The sequence below is a fragment of the Frigidibacter sp. RF13 genome, assembly GCF_026626305.1.
Classification (GTDB): Bacteria; Pseudomonadota; Alphaproteobacteria; order Rhodobacterales; family Rhodobacteraceae; genus TMP-24.
The window spans coordinates 214,807-231,305 of sequence record NZ_JAPNUE010000002.1 but is presented as its reverse complement, the minus strand read 5'-3'; the positions used below and the strand labels follow the sequence as shown (position 1 = coordinate 231,305).

Annotated in this window: 17 protein-coding genes; 12 read left to right on the top strand and 5 right to left on the bottom strand. The window is 66.9% G+C overall.

From position 1 onward, the window contains the following. Window positions 1-31: 31 nt before the first annotated feature. The 3 genes from OU426_RS06785 to OU426_RS06775 all read left to right on the top strand — a co-directional run bounded on the left by OU426_RS06785 (window position 32) and on the right by OU426_RS06775 (window position 3,298). Window positions 32-1,054, top strand: coding sequence for an aspartate-semialdehyde dehydrogenase (locus OU426_RS06785; protein WP_267633173.1), 1,023 nt, complete (start codon window positions 32-34; stop codon window positions 1,052-1,054). 42 nt (window positions 1,055-1,096) lie between these two features. Further along, the gene (locus tag OU426_RS06780) at window positions 1,097-1,612 is read left to right on the top strand and encodes a hypothetical protein (protein ID WP_267633172.1); all 516 of its coding nucleotides are present in this window, start codon (window positions 1,097-1,099) and stop codon (window positions 1,610-1,612) included. A gap of 63 nt (window positions 1,613-1,675) precedes the next feature. Further along, window positions 1,676-3,298: a DUF4139 domain-containing protein gene (locus tag OU426_RS06775; protein WP_267633171.1), complete on the top strand. Its 1,623-nt coding sequence runs from the start codon at window positions 1,676-1,678 to the stop codon at window positions 3,296-3,298. Between the two features lie 102 nt (window positions 3,299-3,400). Here OU426_RS06775 and dapD read toward each other — a convergent pair whose 3' ends face one another. Both dapD and OU426_RS06765 read right to left on the bottom strand, forming a co-directional pair. Next, window positions 3,401-4,228, bottom strand: a complete 828-nt coding sequence (dapD, locus tag OU426_RS06770; RefSeq protein WP_267633170.1) for a 2,3,4,5-tetrahydropyridine-2,6-dicarboxylate N-succinyltransferase — start codon at window positions 4,226-4,228, stop codon at window positions 3,401-3,403. 60 nt (window positions 4,229-4,288) lie between these two features. After that, window positions 4,289-5,221, bottom strand: coding sequence for a threonine/serine dehydratase (locus tag OU426_RS06765; RefSeq protein WP_267633169.1), 933 nt, complete (start codon window positions 5,219-5,221; stop codon window positions 4,289-4,291). Window positions 5,222-5,339: 118 nt separating this feature from the next. On the opposite strand from OU426_RS06765, the gene OU426_RS06760 reads away from it, so the two are divergent. Beyond that, window positions 5,340-6,215 (top strand): LOG family protein, encoded by an 876-nt coding sequence (locus tag OU426_RS06760; protein ID WP_267633168.1) that lies wholly within the window; start codon window positions 5,340-5,342, stop codon window positions 6,213-6,215. Window position 6,216: 1 nt separating this feature from the next. Here the strand turns inward: OU426_RS06760 and OU426_RS06755 are convergent, their stop codons facing one another. Continuing rightward, complete coding sequence (locus tag OU426_RS06755) at window positions 6,217-7,404, bottom strand: TIGR03862 family flavoprotein (RefSeq protein ID WP_267633167.1); 1,188 nt, start codon at window positions 7,402-7,404, stop codon at window positions 6,217-6,219. Beyond that, complete coding sequence (locus OU426_RS06750) at window positions 7,401-8,711, bottom strand: mechanosensitive ion channel family protein (protein ID WP_267633166.1); 1,311 nt, start codon at window positions 8,709-8,711, stop codon at window positions 7,401-7,403. Before OU426_RS06750 ends, OU426_RS06755 begins: the two co-directional genes overlap by 4 nt. Before the next feature lie 72 nt (window positions 8,712-8,783). Between OU426_RS06750 and OU426_RS06745 the strand changes: the two genes are divergently transcribed. Both OU426_RS06745 and OU426_RS06740 read left to right on the top strand, forming a co-directional pair. After that, window positions 8,784-9,074, top strand: coding sequence for an HNH endonuclease family protein (locus OU426_RS06745; RefSeq protein ID WP_267633412.1), 291 nt, complete (start codon window positions 8,784-8,786; stop codon window positions 9,072-9,074). Between the two features lie 109 nt (window positions 9,075-9,183). Further along, window positions 9,184-9,444, top strand: coding sequence for a YMGG-like glycine zipper-containing protein (locus OU426_RS06740; RefSeq protein ID WP_267633165.1), 261 nt, complete (start codon window positions 9,184-9,186; stop codon window positions 9,442-9,444). Between the two features lie 2 nt (window positions 9,445-9,446). Here the strand turns inward: OU426_RS06740 and OU426_RS06735 are convergent, their stop codons facing one another. After that, the gene (locus OU426_RS06735; protein ID WP_267633164.1) at window positions 9,447-10,070 is read right to left on the bottom strand and encodes an enoyl-CoA hydratase/isomerase family protein; all 624 of its coding nucleotides are present in this window, start codon (window positions 10,068-10,070) and stop codon (window positions 9,447-9,449) included. Between the two features lie 130 nt (window positions 10,071-10,200). On the opposite strand from OU426_RS06735, the gene OU426_RS06730 reads away from it, so the two are divergent. From OU426_RS06730 to lpxK, 6 genes are all read left to right on the top strand, one after another. Continuing rightward, a complete protein-coding gene (locus tag OU426_RS06730) occupies window positions 10,201-11,715 on the top strand; it encodes a DUF2125 domain-containing protein (RefSeq protein WP_267633163.1) in 1,515 nt (504 codons plus the stop codon). A gap of 107 nt (window positions 11,716-11,822) precedes the next feature. Beyond that, a complete protein-coding gene (locus OU426_RS06725; RefSeq protein ID WP_267633162.1) occupies window positions 11,823-13,166 on the top strand; it encodes a TldD/PmbA family protein in 1,344 nt (447 codons plus the stop codon). Next, entirely contained in the window at window positions 13,153-13,935 is a 783-nt protein-coding gene (locus tag OU426_RS06720; protein ID WP_267633161.1) for a 3'(2'),5'-bisphosphate nucleotidase CysQ, read from the top strand. Before OU426_RS06725 ends, OU426_RS06720 begins: the two co-directional genes overlap by 14 nt. 52 nt (window positions 13,936-13,987) lie before the next feature. Next, complete coding sequence (locus tag OU426_RS06715; protein WP_267633160.1) at window positions 13,988-14,233, top strand: DUF4170 domain-containing protein; 246 nt, start codon at window positions 13,988-13,990, stop codon at window positions 14,231-14,233. 7 nt (window positions 14,234-14,240) lie between these two features. After that, window positions 14,241-15,458 carry a 3-deoxy-D-manno-octulosonic acid transferase gene (locus OU426_RS06710; RefSeq protein ID WP_267633159.1) on the top strand — a complete coding sequence of 406 codons (1,218 nt, stop codon included), beginning with the start codon at window positions 14,241-14,243 and terminating at the stop codon, window positions 15,456-15,458. After that, a complete protein-coding gene (gene lpxK, locus OU426_RS06705) occupies window positions 15,458-16,456 on the top strand; it encodes a tetraacyldisaccharide 4'-kinase (RefSeq protein ID WP_267633158.1) in 999 nt (332 codons plus the stop codon). Before OU426_RS06710 ends, lpxK begins: the two co-directional genes overlap by 1 nt. The last annotated feature ends 43 nt before the right edge of the window (window positions 16,457-16,499 follow it).

The window sequence follows — 16,499 nt, the reverse complement described above, 5'->3', positions numbered from 1 at the left end:
AGGGGCCTCTTCGGAAGAAGGAGAACCCCAGATGGGCTACAAGGTCGTTGTCGCCGGCGCCACGGGGAATGTGGGCCGTGAAATGCTGAATATCCTCGCGGAACGGGAGTTCCCGGTGGACGAGATTGCCGCACTTGCCTCGCGCAAGTCTCTCGGCACCGAAGTCAGCTTTGGCGACAAGACTATCAAGACCAAGGATCTGGACACGTTCGATTTCACCGGCTGGGATATTGCGCTCTTCGCGGTCGGATCGGACGCTACGAAGGTCTACGCGCCGAAGGCGGCGGCGGCGGGCTGTGTGGTGATCGATAACTCGTCGCTTTACCGCTACGACCCCGATGTGCCGCTGATCGTGCCGGAGGTGAATGCCGACGCGATCGAGGGCTACCGGAAGAAGAACATCATCGCGAACCCCAACTGCTCGACCGCGCAGATGGTGGTGGCGCTGAAGCCCATTCATGACCGGGCAAAGATCACGCGAGTGGTCGTCGCGACCTATCAGTCGGTGTCGGGCGCAGGGAAAGCCGGGATCGACGAATTGTGGGATCAGACGAAGTCGATCTACAACCCGGTGTCGGAAGTGCCGCCGAAGAAGTTTTCCAAGCAGATCGCCTTCAACGTCATTCCCCATATCGATGTCTTCCTCGACGATGGCTCGACCAAGGAAGAATGGAAGATGGTGGCCGAGACGAAGAAGATCCTCGACAAGTCGATCAAGGTCACGGCGACCTGCGTGCGCGTGCCGGTGTTCGTCGGCCATTCCGAGGCGGTGAACATCGAGACCGAGGAGTTCCTCGACTGGCAGGAAGCGCAGGAGATATTGCGCGAGGCGCCGGGGGTGATGGTCGTCGACAAGCGCGAGCCTGGTGGATACATCACGCCGATCGAATGCGTGGGCGAGTACGCGACGTATGTCAGCCGTATCCGGCAGGATTCGACCATCGAGAACGGTCTGAACCTGTGGTGCGTCAGCGACAACCTGCGCAAGGGCGCGGCGCTGAACGCGGTGCAGATTGCAGAGCTTCTGGGCAACCGCTGCCTGAAGAAGGGCTAACCTTTCGTTAACCAGAATCACCCGAGGGTCTCGGTCATGGACATGGCCGAGACCCTTTTCTTTTGCGACCGCAGCCAATGGCAGCGCTTCGCTGCGCTTTGCCGTGAGGCGGATCAGACGCCGGGCACGGTTCTGCGCGATCTGATCCGGCTGGAAATCCAGCGGCGGGAGCGGAGGGCAGCGAGGAGTGACGAAGTCATCGACGAGCGGCTCCTCGGGCGCCTTCGGCTTCTCGTCGCTGAGGCCCTCGCTGAGGCAGGCAGTTGGGTAGAGGCGCAGGCGCGCCTTCGGGCGCGCGGGCTTGACTATGTGCCGAAGGGTGGCGGGCTTCTCCTCATAGACGCAGATACGGGCGAAGTGCTCTGCAAGGGATCAAAGGCCGGGCCCGGCTATCTCGACCTCGTCATCCGGTTCGGTACGGGCTTTCCGGACCATCCCAGACCGGGGCTTGCGCTGACCACGCTCCGGCAAGGCGGGAATACCCGACCGGCGGGAGCGCGGACCGGTGTTGCAACCAGGAGAGAAACATCCAAGATCGGCGCATCGACGCGCGTCTGATCTTCGAGCCCCAAAGCCCACGAAGACCGGGGCGCGGCTCACGCCACCGGTCACGAGGTTTCCATGCGTCCGCTTTTTCTCTCGCTCATCGTCTTGCCGCTGCCGCTTCAGGCCGAGACCTTGTCCCTTCTCGCCGATCCGGCGCGCGCCACCGTCTATCCGGTGGGCGCGACCGTCGTCTGGCAGATCGAGGCCGATCTTGCGCAAGGTGCGAACCGGCTCGCCGTCACCGGCCTGCCTGCCGATACCGACCCGCTGACCCTGCGGGTGTCCACGCCGGGTGGCGTGACACTCGGCCCGGTGACATTGGCGGCGGACCGGTTGCCGGACCTGCCCGAGGACGCGGCCCTGCGGCACTTGCGCGACGAAGTGGCGCGGCTGGAAGATGCGCTCGCTGCGAAAGAGGCGGGCGTTGCGGCGATCCGCGCCCGAGCGGATGCGGCGCGGGCGCAGGTCGACTTCCTGAAGGGCCTCGGCAATGCCGGACTGCCCGGCGCCGATGTCGAGGCCTTGGCGGCCGCGACCGCGCTGGTGGGCGAAAGGGTGCTCGCTGCCCGCGAAGCCGCCATCGCCGCCGAGGAAGAGGCGCGTCAGGCCGACCGGGCGCTGACCCCGGACCGTGAGGCGCTGGCGGCCGCGCAACAGGCATTGGAGGCGAAGTTGGCGGAGCCCGCCGATGGCGGCCTTCTGACGCTCGACGTGACCGCAGCGACGGCTGGGAATACGGTGATCGAGGTCACGACCTTCGTCGGCGATGCTGGCTGGCTGCCGGTCTATGACCTGTTCCTGACAAGCGAAGGCAAGCCCTCGCTGACCATCGAGCGCGGGGTCGCTGTCACGCAGATCAGCGGCCGGGACTGGGCGGGCGTCGAACTTACGCTTTCGACCGCCCAGCCCGGACGCCGGGCGGAGCCGTATGGCATCTGGCCGGACCATCGCCAGATCGTCAGCGAAGAGGCGCTGAAGGCGGCGATGGCGGAGGAAATGAACGTCGGCGCGCTAGCTAGTCCGGTGGTCGAGGAGGCAGCCGTTGAGTACGATCGATCCTGGAGCCCGATGGTCGGCTATCAGGGCGCGACGGTGGTCTATCACTTCCCTGGGCAGGTCGATCTGCGCAGCGGCTCGGACGCGCTGCGGTTGCCGCTCGGGCAGACAGTTGCGACACCGGACTTGTACGCCGTCGCCGTCCCGCGGATGGAGACCACTGCCTACCGCTATGCCACCTTCCGCAACGACGGCGCGGAACCCCTCTTGCCCGGCCGGGCCGCGCTTTATCTTGACGGCGCCTTTGTGGCCGACGGCACCCTGCCGATGATCGTGCCGGGCAGCGAGGTCGATCTGGCCTATGGGGTTCTGGACGGGATCACATTGGAACGCACGATGCCCGACCGGATGGAGGGGCAGGAAGGTCTGCTCACCTCATCCAACCACAGGGAAGAAGCGGTGACGATCACGGTCGAGAACCTGACCGGCGAGGCCTGGCCCCTGCGGCTTTACGATCACGTGCCCTATTCCGAACAGAAGGACCTTGCGATCAGCTTCACCGCCGAACCCGCGCCGACGATCACCGACGACGAGGGCAAGCGCGGCATCCTGCGCTGGGACTTCAACCTTGCGCCGGGCGCGACGCAGGTGATCATCGTCAAGACCTCGCTGCGCTGGCCGGACGGCTATCTGCTGCAATAGACCCTTTCCGAGGCCGCTCTTCGCCCCTCGCAAGGCTCATCTCTCAAGCGAAGAGAGCCGCGAGGCTCGATGAGCGGCCCGTCAGCCGCGCCGCGTCTAATCTCAGTCCCTGAGCAAATCGTTGATCGAGGTCTTCGCTCTTGTCTGGGCGTCGACCTTCTTCACGATCACCGCGCAGTAAAGGTTGATGCCGCCCTTCGAGGGCATGGACCCGGCCACGACGACCGATCCGGCGGGCACTTCGCCATACATCACGTCGCCCGTCTCGCGGTCGACGATCTTCGTCGATTTGCCGATATAGACGCCCATGCCGAGGACCGCGCCTTCGCGGACGATGCAGCCTTCGACGACCTCGGACCGCGCGCCGATGAAGCAATTGTCCTCGATGATCGTCGGGCCCGCCTGCATCGGTTCCAGAACGCCACCGATGCCGACGCCGCCCGAGAGATGCACGTTCTTGCCGATCTGCGCGCAGGAGCCGACGGTGGCCCAGCCGTCGACCATCGAGCCCTCATCGACATAGGCGCCGAGGTTGACGAACGAGGGCATCAGCACCACGCCCTTGGCGATATAGGCAGAGCGGCGGACGATCGAGCCCGGTACGGCGCGGAAACCGGCCGCGCGCCACTGGTTCTCGCCCCAGCCCTCGAATTTCGAGGGCACCTTGTCCCACCAGGTGGCCTTGCCATTGCCGCCGGGGATGACCGCCATGTCATTCAGCCGGAAGGACAGCAGCACCGCCTTCTTCGCCCACTGGTTCACATGCCAGTCGCCGTTCGCGCGCCGTTCGGCGACCCGCAAAGTACCCTTGTCCAAGGCTTCGAGCGTCGCGTCGACCGCGTCGCGCACCTCGCCCTTGGTGGTCAGACCGACCCCGTCGCGTGCCTCCCAGGCGGCTTCGATGGCTTTTTCGAGCGCTTCATTCGACATGGGCGGTCCCTTTCCTTCACGTAGCGGCAGACTGGCCTATAGTTGCGCGTCGGACCAAGATCAATGCGACCCTTCCTGCAAGGGATCCGGCGCGGGGTTGGCGCCACAGATCAGAACCGCGAGGCGCTCCTCCGGTTCGGGCCGGTAGGCACCGGACAGGAGCGCAGCGATTGCCGCGGCGCCTGCTGGTTCGACCATGAGCCGCAGGTCCTGCCAGAGAAGCCGCCGGGTCTCCATGATCGCCGAATCGCTGACGAGAACCGATTGCACTCCGACTGACTGACAGAGGCCGTAGGAGATGCGGCCGATCTGGCGGGCGCCGAGCGCATTGGCGGCGACGCCGGAAACCTCGACCCGCGTCTCTGGCCCATCGGCCAGCGCGCGGTTGAGGGTCGGCGCCAGCTCCGGCTCCACCGCAACGATGCGGCGCGCTTTGCCAAACCAGGCCGCCGCCCCGCCGATCAGCCCGCCGCCACCGACGGCGATCAGAAGCGTGTCGGCCTGAAGCCCCTGGTCCTGCCATTCGCGGAAAAGCGTGCCCTGCCCCGCCACCGTCGCGGGCGCGTCATAGGCATGGATCTGGATCGCGCCGGTCTTGGCCTCATGCGCCTCAGCCGCTGCCAGCGCCTCGGCATAGGTGCCGGGCACGACGGTCAAAGTGGCGCCCGTACGGCGGACGAGGTCGATCTTCGCCGGCCCCGCCAGTTCGGGCACGAAAATATGGGCCTGATGGCCAAGACTGTGCGCGGCATACCCAACCGCAGCGCCGTGATTGCCGCCCGAGGCCGCAACGACGCCAGCAGGCGGCACCGGCAGCGACAGGAGCGAGTTGAAGGCGCCGCGCGCCTTGAACGATCCGGTATGCTGCATGTGTTCGAGCTTGAGTTCGACCGGCCGGTCGAGGCCCGGCAGCGTGACGGTCATCACCGGTGTCCGCCGGACATGGCCTGCCACGCGGCGCGCAGCCGCCTCGATCTCTGCCGTCCAGTCCATGCCTGCCCTCCGCGTTCGAATTCCGACCGGACCCTAGCCTGCCTTTCACGGCTCTGCGAGGGGCGTTGCGTCTGGTCGCGGAATGGCATCACATGGGCGAAAAGGACCGAGGACCCAGATGAAAGACGACCAGCGCCGCCATCCGTTCCGCGACAGCCATCAGGACGCGGTGGCGGCCGAACGCATTCCCGATACGCCACAGACCCGCGCGCCCGCCTACCGGCTGGCCTTCATGGACGACGATTTCCTGACGCGTGAGGAACTCAGGCCGGTCAGGCTGCAACTGGAGCTGCTGAAGCCGCAGATGCTGCTCGACGAGCGCGGGATTCTTTCAACCATCGTGCTCTTCGGCGGCGCGCGCATTCCCGATCCGGCGCACAAGCACAAGGCCCGGACCCCGGTGCTGGGCGAGCTTTCGCACTATTACGACGAGGCGCGGCGCTTCGCCAAACTGATGACGGAACGCTCGCTCGACAGTTACGGGCGCGAGAATGTCATCGTCACCGGCGGAGGCCCCGGGGTGATGGAGGCGGGCAACCGTGGCGCACACGAGGCAGGGGGGCATTCGATCGGCCTAAATATCGTCCTGCCGCACGAGCAGGCGCCGAACGGCTACGTCACGCCGGACCTCTGCTTCAACTTCCACTATTTCGCCATCCGCAAGATGCATTTCCTGATGCGCGCCAAGGCAATCTGCATCTTCCCCGGCGGCTTCGGCACGATGGACGAACTGTTCGAGTCGCTGACGCTGATCCAGACCGGGCGGATGAGCCGAATCCCGGTCCTGCTGTTCGGTCGGGCTTTCTGGGAGAAGGTGGTGAACTGGCAGGCCCTTGCGGACGCGGGCACGATATCGCCAGAGGATCTCGATCTCTTCAAATATGTCGAGACCGCCGAGGAGGCGATTGCCGAGATTGACCGGTTCGTCTTCGTGCCAAAGACCGAAATCCCGATTGGAAACGGCGGGCAATTAGGCCCTTTTCAGCCGGAATAGACTATATTTGCAGCCACCTTGCCGCCGCCAGACCCGCATGGCGGCCGGTGGCGAGGCAAGCGGTCAGAAGATAGCCGCCCGTGGGCGCTTCCCAGTCGAGCATCTCTCCGGCCGCGAAGGTACCGGGCAGCGCGGTCAATTCCAGATCGTCGGTCAAACTGTCGCGGCTGATGCCGCCCGTCGATGAAATCGCCTCGGCGAGCGGGCGCGGCCCGGCGTGACGGACGGGCAGGCGCTTGACCAGTGCAGCAAGCGCGCCGGGCGTGTCGGGCAGCGGCCGGCCCCATTCCTGCAGAAGCGCGAGACGCGGCGCGTCGAGGCCCGCCGCTTTGCGCAGGTGGTTCGACAGGGTCTCGCGCCCGCGCGGCCGGGCGAGGCGCTCCGCGAGCGATGCGAGCGGCCTGTCGGGGGCGAGATCGAGCGTCAGCACCGCGCCGTCGCGCACGGCGGCCGACAGGGCATAGATTCCGCCGCCCTCGATCCCCCGGGTGGAGATGACGAATTCGGCGCGAACAGTCTCTGTTCCGGTCGAAAGTGCGCAGCCTTTCACGGGCTGGCCGAAGTGCCGGCGCATCGGATCGGACCAGTTGACGCAAAAGCCCATGTTGGCGGGCCGGAAGGGCGCGACCCTCACGCCCTTTTCTTCAAGCCACGGCACCCAGGCGGCGTCAGACCCGAGCCGGGGCCAGCTTGCACCACCAAGCGCGAGTATGGTTGCATGTGGTGCGACCACGCGCGTTCCCTCGGGCGTCGCAAAACGGAAAAGCGCCCCTTCCAGACCTTCCCAGCGCCAGCGGGTGCGGATCTCGGCCCCCTGCGCGGCGAGGCGCCCGAGCCAGACGCGCAGAAGCGGCGAGGCCTTCATGCCGACCGGAAAGACCCGGCCGGAGGAGCCGGTGAAAAGCGCCTGCCCAAGCCCGCGCGCCCAGTCCTGCACCGCCTCTGGCCCGAAGGCGCCGACGATCGGACGCAGCCAATCGGCGCTGATCCTTTCAAGGAAGGGTTCCAGCGCCTCGTCCTTGGTCAGGTTCAGCCCCGATTTTCCCGCCATCAGGAACTTGCGGGCGACGGTTGGCTTGGCCTCGCAGATCAGCACCTTCACGCCTGCGGCGCCCAGCGCCTCGGCCGCCATCAGCCCGGCCGGCCCCGCGCCGATCACGAGCGCCGGGACGTCTTCCGGCGCGCTCATCCTTTCTGCGTCCGCATTTCCACGACGCGGCGCGGATAGGGCATTTCGATCCCCTCGGCCTTCAGCGCCCGCCAGATCGCGAACAACACCTGGCTTTGGTATTTGTTGCGTCCGTCGTCTATGCCGTTCACCCAATATTCGACGGCGAAATCGACACTACTCTCGCCGAACGCGCGCAATTCGCAGTCCGGGCCATCCGGCGCGGTCAGCACGAAGGGCAGGTCCGCCACCGCGCGCTCGATGATCGCGGGCACCCGGTCGATGTCGGTCTCGTAGCTCACCGAAAAAGGCGCCTCATAGCGATTGGCGCTGCCCTGATCGGAATAGTTCACCACCCGGGTTGTGATGAAATGTTCGTTCGGCACCACGATCCAGCGGCCGTCGAAGGTTTCGAGAATGCAGGCCCGCGCTGTCATCTTCACGATCGTGCCCGTCTCGCCGCCGTCAAGCTCGACATAATCGCCGACGGTCGTCTGGCCCTCGATCAGGAGGATGATGCCGGAGATGAAGTTGGCGGCGATCTGCTGGAGCCCGAGCCCGATCCCCACACCCAAGGCGCCGCCGAGAAGCGCGATGGTCGTGAGGTCGATCCCCATGATGTTCAGGAGGAGAAGAAAGGCCGCACCGAAAATCACCACCTCTGCCGCCTTGGCGGCCAGTTCGCGGGTGGCGGGGCGCAGTTCCTCTTGCGCCTTGATATAGTCCGCACTCTGCCGGTTCGACCAAGAGCCGAGCCAGAAGAGCAGGCTTCCGGCAATCAGCCCCCGAATGAGTGCCATGACCGAGAAGGTGATGTTGCCCATCTCGACCGTCAGGCTTTCGAGCCAGTCCGACACCGGCCCGAGAAGGCCGAGCGCATTCAGCGCCGCGACGGGGATCAGCACATAGCGCCCGAGGAGCCTGAGGAACGGGTCGGTCAGCACATGCGCGACGAAGAGACGTGCGGCGAAGAAGAGGAAGAGCCGCTTGCCAAAGGCGATGACGGCGCCCGAGCCGAAGACCTGGCGGGTGAAGGCCTCGCCCACCGCCGTGAAGCCATAGGCAAGAAGCGGCAGGACCATCGGCACGAAGCGCAGGGCAAAACGCAGGAGTGCCGCGAAAAGCCCCGCGCCTTCGGTGCGCGGGCGCACCCAGGCCTCGATCCGCGGCACGATCTTGCGGGTGGCGAAGGCCGCCGCGCCCCAGGAGACGATCAGAAGCGCAAATTGCGACCAGGCTGCCGGGCTCGTCGCCCAGCCCATCGCGAGATCGCGTCCCTGGTCGAGATAGCTGCTGATCGTCTGCAGAAGGCTTTCTTCGCCGTTCATTCCATCCCTCGCGGCTTTCCTCCGTCTCTGGCAAGATTGCGGGCGGCTGGCAAGGGAGAGGCAAGGATGGAAGTGGAAAGTTCCGTCTGCCCGCTTTGCCTCAGGCCGCTGCCGCCGGACGTGCCGCAGAGCGATCATCACTTGATCCCGAAGCTCAGGGGCGGCAAGGGCGGGCCGGTGGTGCGGCTGCACCACCTATGTCACAAGGAAATCCATGCCCGCTTTACCGAAGCGGAGCTTGCCCGCGATTTCGCCAGTATCGAGGCGCTGCGCACCGCGCCGCGCATGGCCTCTTTCCTGAGCTGGATCGCCCGCCGCCCGCCCGGCTTCATCAGCCGGGTACCCGGGCCAAGGCGGCGCTGACGGTCGCCTGTCGCAGGAATCCGCCGATGGCGGCCCGACGGGGGCGCGGGAGGCGACGAAGCGCGCTAGAATGGCCCGCGCAGGGGAATGGTGACAGATGGAGACGATCATGAAGAGATATTTGCTGTTGCTGCCGGTCCTGGCAGCGCTGTCGGCCTGCCAGACCCCGGAGCAGACCGCCATGGCCGGTGCCGCCACCGGCGCGGCGATCGGCGCCGTTGCCGCCGATGACGGTGACGAGCTGAAAGGCGCGATCGTCGGCGGGGCCGTCGGTCTGGCGGCGGGTGCCCTGATCGGGCAGACCAAGCAGCCGGGCATGTGCCTCTATCGCGACCGCTACGGGCGCGAATATACCGCGGCCTGCCCGTAAGCCTAGCGCAAAGGCTGGATCAAGGCCTTGATGGCGGCGGCATGGTCTTTGTCCGCCGCCAGTACATCTGCCGCGAGGGTGCGCGCGGCAGACAGAAGATCGTCGGCCGGAACGATCCGGTCGACGAGACCCCAGGCCAGCGCCTCGGGCGCTTCGATCCGCGCGCCGGCCATCAGGATCATCTTGGCACGCGCCGGGCCAATCAGCGACGCGAGCCGCGCCGGGTCGGACGGCTGCGGCAGGAAACCGAGCCGCATCACCGGATAGAAGAACTTGGCCTCCGGCACGCAGAGCCGGATATCGCAGGCCAGCGCCATGCCGAAGGCGCCGCCCGCGAGCGTGCCGTTCAAGGCCGCGATCGTCAGGCAGGGAAGCGCCGCAATGGCTCGCGAAAGCCTTTCCCAGACCGGGTCGGTCGCGAGCCCCGCGCGCGCTTCGTCGAGATCCGCCCCGGCCGAAAACACCCGACCCTCGCCGGTAAGGATCAGGGCGCGGGTGCCGTCGCTCGAAGCGGCTTCCGCGGCGTCGGCGAGCGCGGACAGCATGTCGCGGGTCAGAGAATTTGCCTTCTCGGGCCGCCGGATTGTCGCGACCGTCAGTCCGTCGTATGTTTCAAGCGCGATCATCGGGTGCCATAAATTTGCCGGATAGAGCCTGTTAAGCACAGGCAATGGCGGAATTCCACCAGCCCCCGACCTTGACCGCGGGTGTATCTGGTTGAATTGTCGCGCCCGAACTCTTTCGAAAGGCTATTCCATGAAAACCCTATCCCATGTCAGCGCCGCCGCGCTTCTTGCCGCTCTTGCCTCGTCCGGTGCCGCCTGGGCGGACGTGACCGCCGATCATGTCTGGCAGGACTGGAAGAGCTATTACACCGACCTCGGCGCGACCGTGACCGCAGGCTCGGAAGCGACCGAGGGCGATTCGCTTGTGGTGCGCGATCTGAAGATCGTAACCGAGGTGCCCGACGGGTCGAGCGAAGTGATGGTGCCGGAGCTGCGCTTCCGCGATCTGGGTGACGGCACGGTCGAGGTGACCTTCTCGCCGGAAGTGCCGATGACCTTCCACGGCAAGACCGAGGACGGGCCCGACGCCGACATCGCGATGAAGATGGCGCACAAGGACATGGTGTCGATCGTCAGCGGCACGCCCGAGGACATGACCTATGCCGTCACCGCGCCGGAAGCGAGTGTCGAGATCGACCAGCTGAAGGTCGAGGGCGAGGAGCCACCCTTCAAGATGAAACTGACCGCCCGCGACGGCAAGGGCACCTACCGGTCGGTCAAGGACGCGGGTCGCACCGCGACCTCCGATTTCTCGGCCGCGGCGATGGATGTGGTCCTGACCGGCGCCGATCCCGAAAGCGGCAATACCTTCAATCTCGAGGGCACGATGAACGGCCTGACCGGCGTGGGCAGCTTCGTGATGCCCGAAGGCATCGACATGCAGAACCTCGGCGCGGCGCTGAAGGCGGGCGCGCTGATCGACGGCACTTTCGCCTTTGCCGACGGCGCCTACAGCGTGACCGGCACCGAAAGCGACGGCGATTTCACCGTCAAATCCTCGGGCGGCGCGGGCAAGCTCAACTTCCATATGGCCGCCGACGGCATCGCCTATGGCGGCGAGGCCCGGGAATCGAAGTTCGAACTGACGTCGGCCACGATCCCCTTCCCGGTGATGGCGGAGCTTGGCCAGTCGGCCTTCAACCTTGCCATGCCGGTGACGAAATCGGACGAGGCACAGCCGGGGGCCTTCCTTCTCAAACTCGTCGATCTGAAACTCTCGGACGATATCTGGAACCTCTTCGACCCGACGTCGCAATTGCCGCGCGATCCGGCGACGATGGTTCTCGACCTGTCGGGTTCGCTCAAGCCGCTCTTCGATCTCTTTGATCCCGAGGCGGCCAAGGCGCTGGAGGCCGAGGCCACCGATCCGCTCGCCGCACCTTCGCCCTTCGAGGTGACCGAGGCGAAGATCAACCAGCTGCAGGTCAAGGCGGCGGGTGCCGAACTGACCGGCACGGGTGCAGCGACCTTCGACAACAGCCAGACGCCGCCGAAACCGGTGGGCGAGATCAACCTCAGCGTCACAGGCGTAAATGCGCTGATGGACAAGCTGACGGCGATCGGCCTTCTGCCCGCCGACACGGCGATGGGCGCGCGGATGATGATGGGCATGTTCGCCGTGCCTGCGGGCGACGATGCGCTGACCTCGAAGATCGAGTTCAAGGAAGACGGCGGCATCTACGCCAACGGCCAGCGCATCCAGTAAATTTCACGCGATCCTTCAAGGGCCGTCCGGGTGACCGGGCGGCCCTTTGGCTTGGCAAATCCCGCAAGAGGGCTTAGGTCGCTTTGCAAGAGGCAAGGAAGACCATGATGGCAGACAGGCTGGAAGCTTTGACCGATGCGCTTCTGTCGGCGGCGCGGAGCGCCGGTGCGACAGCGGCGGATGCGATGGCGCTCGACGGTACCGCGATTTCGGCCGATGTGCGGCAGGGGCGGCTGGAACAGGCCGAACGGGCCGAAGGCGTCGAGATCGGGCTGAGGGTCTTCGTGGGCCAGCGGCAGGCCTGCGTCTCGGCCTCGGACCAGTCGGCGCGGACGATCGCCGACATGGCCGAACGCGCCGTTGCCATGGCGCGAGAGGCGCCCGAGGATGATACGGCGGGGCTCGCCGATCCGTCGCAGCTGGCGAAAGGCTGGGATCTGGCGTCGCTGGAACTGACCGACCCGGCCGAAGACCCGTCGGCCGCGGCGCTGGAAGCGGGCGCGCGGGCGGCAGAGGCGGCGGCGCTGGCAGTGAAGGGCGTGAGCCAGGTCGAGGCGGGCGCGGCCTTCTCGCGCCGCAGATTGTTCCTTGCCGCCAGCAACGGTTTCGCGGGCGGCTATGCCCGCAGTTCGCATTCCCTGTCGGCTATGGCGATCACCGGCGAGGGTCTGGCGATGGAGCGTGACTGGGCGGCCGAAAGCCGCGCCTGGGGCGCCGACATGCCGTCGGCCGAGGAAATCGGCGGGCGCGCGGGTGACCGCGCGGTGGCACGTGCCGGGGCGCGGCGGCCGAAGACCGGCGCTTACCCGGTCCTGTTCGATGAACGGATTTCCTCAAGCCTTGTCGGGCATCTTCTGTCGGCGGTGAATGGCATGTCGATCGTGCGCGGCGCCTCGTGGCTTCGAGACAAGCTTGGCCAGCAGGTGCTGCCCAAAGGGCTGTCGATCACCGAAGACCCGACCAGACCGCGGCTGTCCGGCTCGCGCCCCTTCGACGGTGAGGGGCTGCCGACCGGAGTGCGCCAAATCGTGGCGGACGGGATGCTGACTGGCTGGACGCTTGATCTTTCGACCGGTCGGCGGCTGGGAATGCAGTCGACCGCATCGGCCTCGCGCAACGTCTCCTCGCCGCCCGCGCCGGGCAATGGCAATATCGCGCTGACGCAAGGCGCGCACAGTCGCGAGGACCTTCTCAGCGACATGGGCACCGGCCTTCTGGTCACCGGTTTCATCGGCGCCTCGATCAACCCCAATACGGGCGATTATTCGCGCGGCGTCTCGGGCTTCTGGGTCGAGAAGGGCGAGATCGCCTATCCGGTGAACGAATGCACGATCGCGGGCAACCTGCGCGACATGCTTCTGGCGATGGTGCCCGCGAACGATGCCCGCACCCACCTGTCGCATGTGGTGCCGAGCCTTCTGGTCGGGGGCCTGACCCTTGCCGGCGAATGACGATCTGGCGCTGCTGACCGAGGCGGCGCGGGAGGCGGGGCGCATCGCGCTGACTTTCTGGCGGCAGTCGCCCGAAACCTGGGACAAGGGTGACGGCGCCGGGCCGGTCACCGAGGCCGATCTGGCGGTCAACCGGATGCTGGAAGCCGAATTTCGCGCCGCCCGCCCCGACTATGGCTGGCTGTCGGAGGAGACGCCCGACAGCGATCTCAGGCTGAACGACGAGCGGCTGTTCATCATCGACCCGATCGATGGGACCCGCGCCTTCATCGATGGCACACGCGACTTCGCACATTCGTTCGCGGTGGCCGAAAACGGCCGCGTGACCGCCGCCGTCGTCTATCTGCCAGCGCAGGACAAGCTCTATTCGGCGGGAATAGACACTGTTTCGACGCTGAACGGGCGGCCGATCTCTGCCTCGGCCGCTGAAAGCCCAGACGGTGCAACGCTGTTGACGGCGCGGCCAAACCTTGCGCCCGAGCACTGGCAGGGCGGTGTGGTGCCGCCGGTCCGGCGCATGTTCCGCTCTTCCATCGCCTGGCGGCTTTGCCTGGTGGCAGAAGGCGCCTTCGATGCGATGCTGACGCTGAAACCGACCTGGGAATGGGACGCCGCCGCCGGGACGCTCATCGCGGCTCAGGCGGGTGCGCTGGTGACCGACCGCAGGGGCGCCGCTCTTCGCTATAACGGCACCCCGCCGCGGCTCGACGGCTGTCTCGCAGCGGCACCCGGGCTGCACCGGGCGCTGATCGACCGGCTCACGCGCTAGCCTCGCCGCCGAAGCTGCACTAGATTTGATACCGAAGCCAAAGGACCATCCCATGACCCAACGCCTGCATCTCGTGTTCGGAGGGGAGCTTGTGAGCCCCGCCAAGAATGTCTTCCGCGATGTGTCGAAAATCCATGTCGTGGGTATTTTCCCCGATTATGCCAGCGCCTTCGCGGCCTGGAAGGCCGAGGCGCAGCGCACGGTCGACGATGCCCACATGCGCTATTTCATCGCCCATCTCCACCGGCTGCGCGACGAGGCGCAGGCCTCGGGTCCGACCGAAGAGCTCGGGTTCTGACGGCCCCATGGCCCGTTCGCTCGCCCTTGGGCTTTACCTTCTGCTCGCCGAGCGGGCGGAGGCCGGATGGCGGGCGGAAGACCTGCCGCCCCGGCCCGACGGCCGCCTCGTCTGGCTGCATCTGGCACGCGGCGGGCGGGCAGAGGCCATGGCCCAGATCGCGCGCGAGCTTCGGAGGACGGACCCGGGCCTGACACTTCTGATCACCTCCGAAACTGTGGCCCTGCCCACCCTTCCCGAGGAGGCGCTGCAGGCCCCGGCGCCGCAGGACAGGTTGCCCGCCGTGCGCGCCTTCCTCGACCATTGGAGCCCCGACGCGGGGCTGATGCTGGGCCGCGACTTGCCAGCGGCACTGATTGCCGAGGCGCATGGCCGGGGGATGCCGCTGATCCTCGCCGAGGCGGGCGCGGGCTCAGGCACCGCCTTCTGGAAGCGCGGGATGGTCGGGTCGGTGCTTGGACGGTTCAACCGGATCTTTGCAGAGAATATGGAGGGGCTGGCGGCTTTGCGGCGCCTCGGCGGGCAGGCGCTGAAGCTGGAGCTTGGCGGGCGGATCGAGGAAAGCACCGATCCCCTGCCTTACAATGAGGCCGAACGCGAGGATCTGGCGCTGCAATTGCGCGCCCGGCCGGTCTGGCTCGCCATGGCCTGCCCCGAAGAGGAAGAGGATGCGGTGATCGCCGCACAGGTCCATGCGCAAAGCCATGCACATCGGCTGCTTCTGATCATCGCGCCGCTCGACCCGGCGCGCGCGCCCTCGATCGCGGCGAAATGCGCCGACGCGGGCCTGGTTTCCGCAACGCGGGCCGAGGAGGAGGAGCCCGACGAAGAGGTGCAGGTTCTGATCGCCGACGGGCTGTCCGAGGCGGGCCTTTGGTACCGGCTTGCGCCGGTCACGTTCATGGGCGGCACTCTGTCGGGTGCGGAGGGCACGCGCTGCCCGTTCGAACCGGCGGTTCTGGGCTCGGCGGTCGTGCACGGACCGAAGACAGAGCGGTTCGGTTCCTCTTACGCGCGGCTCGCCGAGGCGCGCGCGGCGCGTGCCGTTGCGGGGCCCGAGGATCTGTGCGCCGCCATCGCCGACCTGATCGCGCCGGACAAGGCGGCGGCTCTGGCCCACAACGGCTGGTCGGCGACATCGAGCGGGGCTGAGGTGGCCGAACGTACCGCCGCCGCCCTCTGTCAGCTTATCGGCGGTGCGCCCGCGCGGGTCGGGGTGAAGTGATGGCGCGGCCGCCGGATTTCTGGTTCGCGCCGCCCGACAAGCCCGGCTGGCAAGCCCGGCTTCTGGCGCCGCTTGGACTTGCCTATGCCGCTGCCACCGCCCGCAGGCTGGCACGGGGTGGGGCGGGTTTTGATCCCGGCGTGCCGGTGATCTCGGTCGGCAATCTGAACGCGGGCGGCACCGGAAAGACGCCCACGGTGATCGCGCTTGCCGAACGGCTCGCCCAGCGCGGTATCGCGGCCCATGTGGTCAGCCGGGGCCACGGCGGGCGCCTGTCCGGGCCGGTCAGGGTCGATGAGCGGCGGCATGTGGCGGCGGATGTGGGGGACGAGCCGCTGCTTCTGTCAGCTTTCGCGCCGACCTGGGTTGCGCGGGACCGGGCGGCGGGCGCCCGCGCCGCAGTCGCGGCGGGCGCTCAGGCCATCCTTCTCGACGACGCACACCAGAACCCGGCCTTGAGAAAGCATCTGTCGATCGTCGTGGTCGATGCCGCCAAGGGCTTCGGCAACGGCTATTGCCTGCCCGCGGGACCCCTGCGCGAGCCCGTCAAGGCGGGCCTCGCCCGTGCCGATTTGGTGCTGTCCATCGGGGCTGACAGCGCGCAGCAGGATTTCCGCGCCCGCTGGGGTGCGATGCTGCCCTGCCCGCTGATCACCGGGGCGCTGGAGCCCTTGCAGACCGGAATGGACTGGCAGGGCCTGCGCGTCCTCGCCTTCGCCGGGATCGGATATCCTGAGAAATTCTTCGCCACGCTGCGGTCGCTCGGCGCCGATCTGGTCCGCGCGGAGCCGCTCGACGACCATCAGGCGTTCACGCCGGCCCTGCTGAAGCGGCTGGAGACCGAGGCGGACGTGCGGCGGGCGCAACTGGTGACGACCGAAAAGGACGCAGCCCGCCTGCCCGCGAATTTTCGGCCGAAAGTTCTGGCGCTGCCCGTCCGGCTGCGGATCGGGGACGGTTCGGCGCTCGATGCGCAACTCGATGCCCTGAACTGGTAGCGGAGGCGAAAAGTCTTCAAAGACTTTTCACAAATTCCTTCGA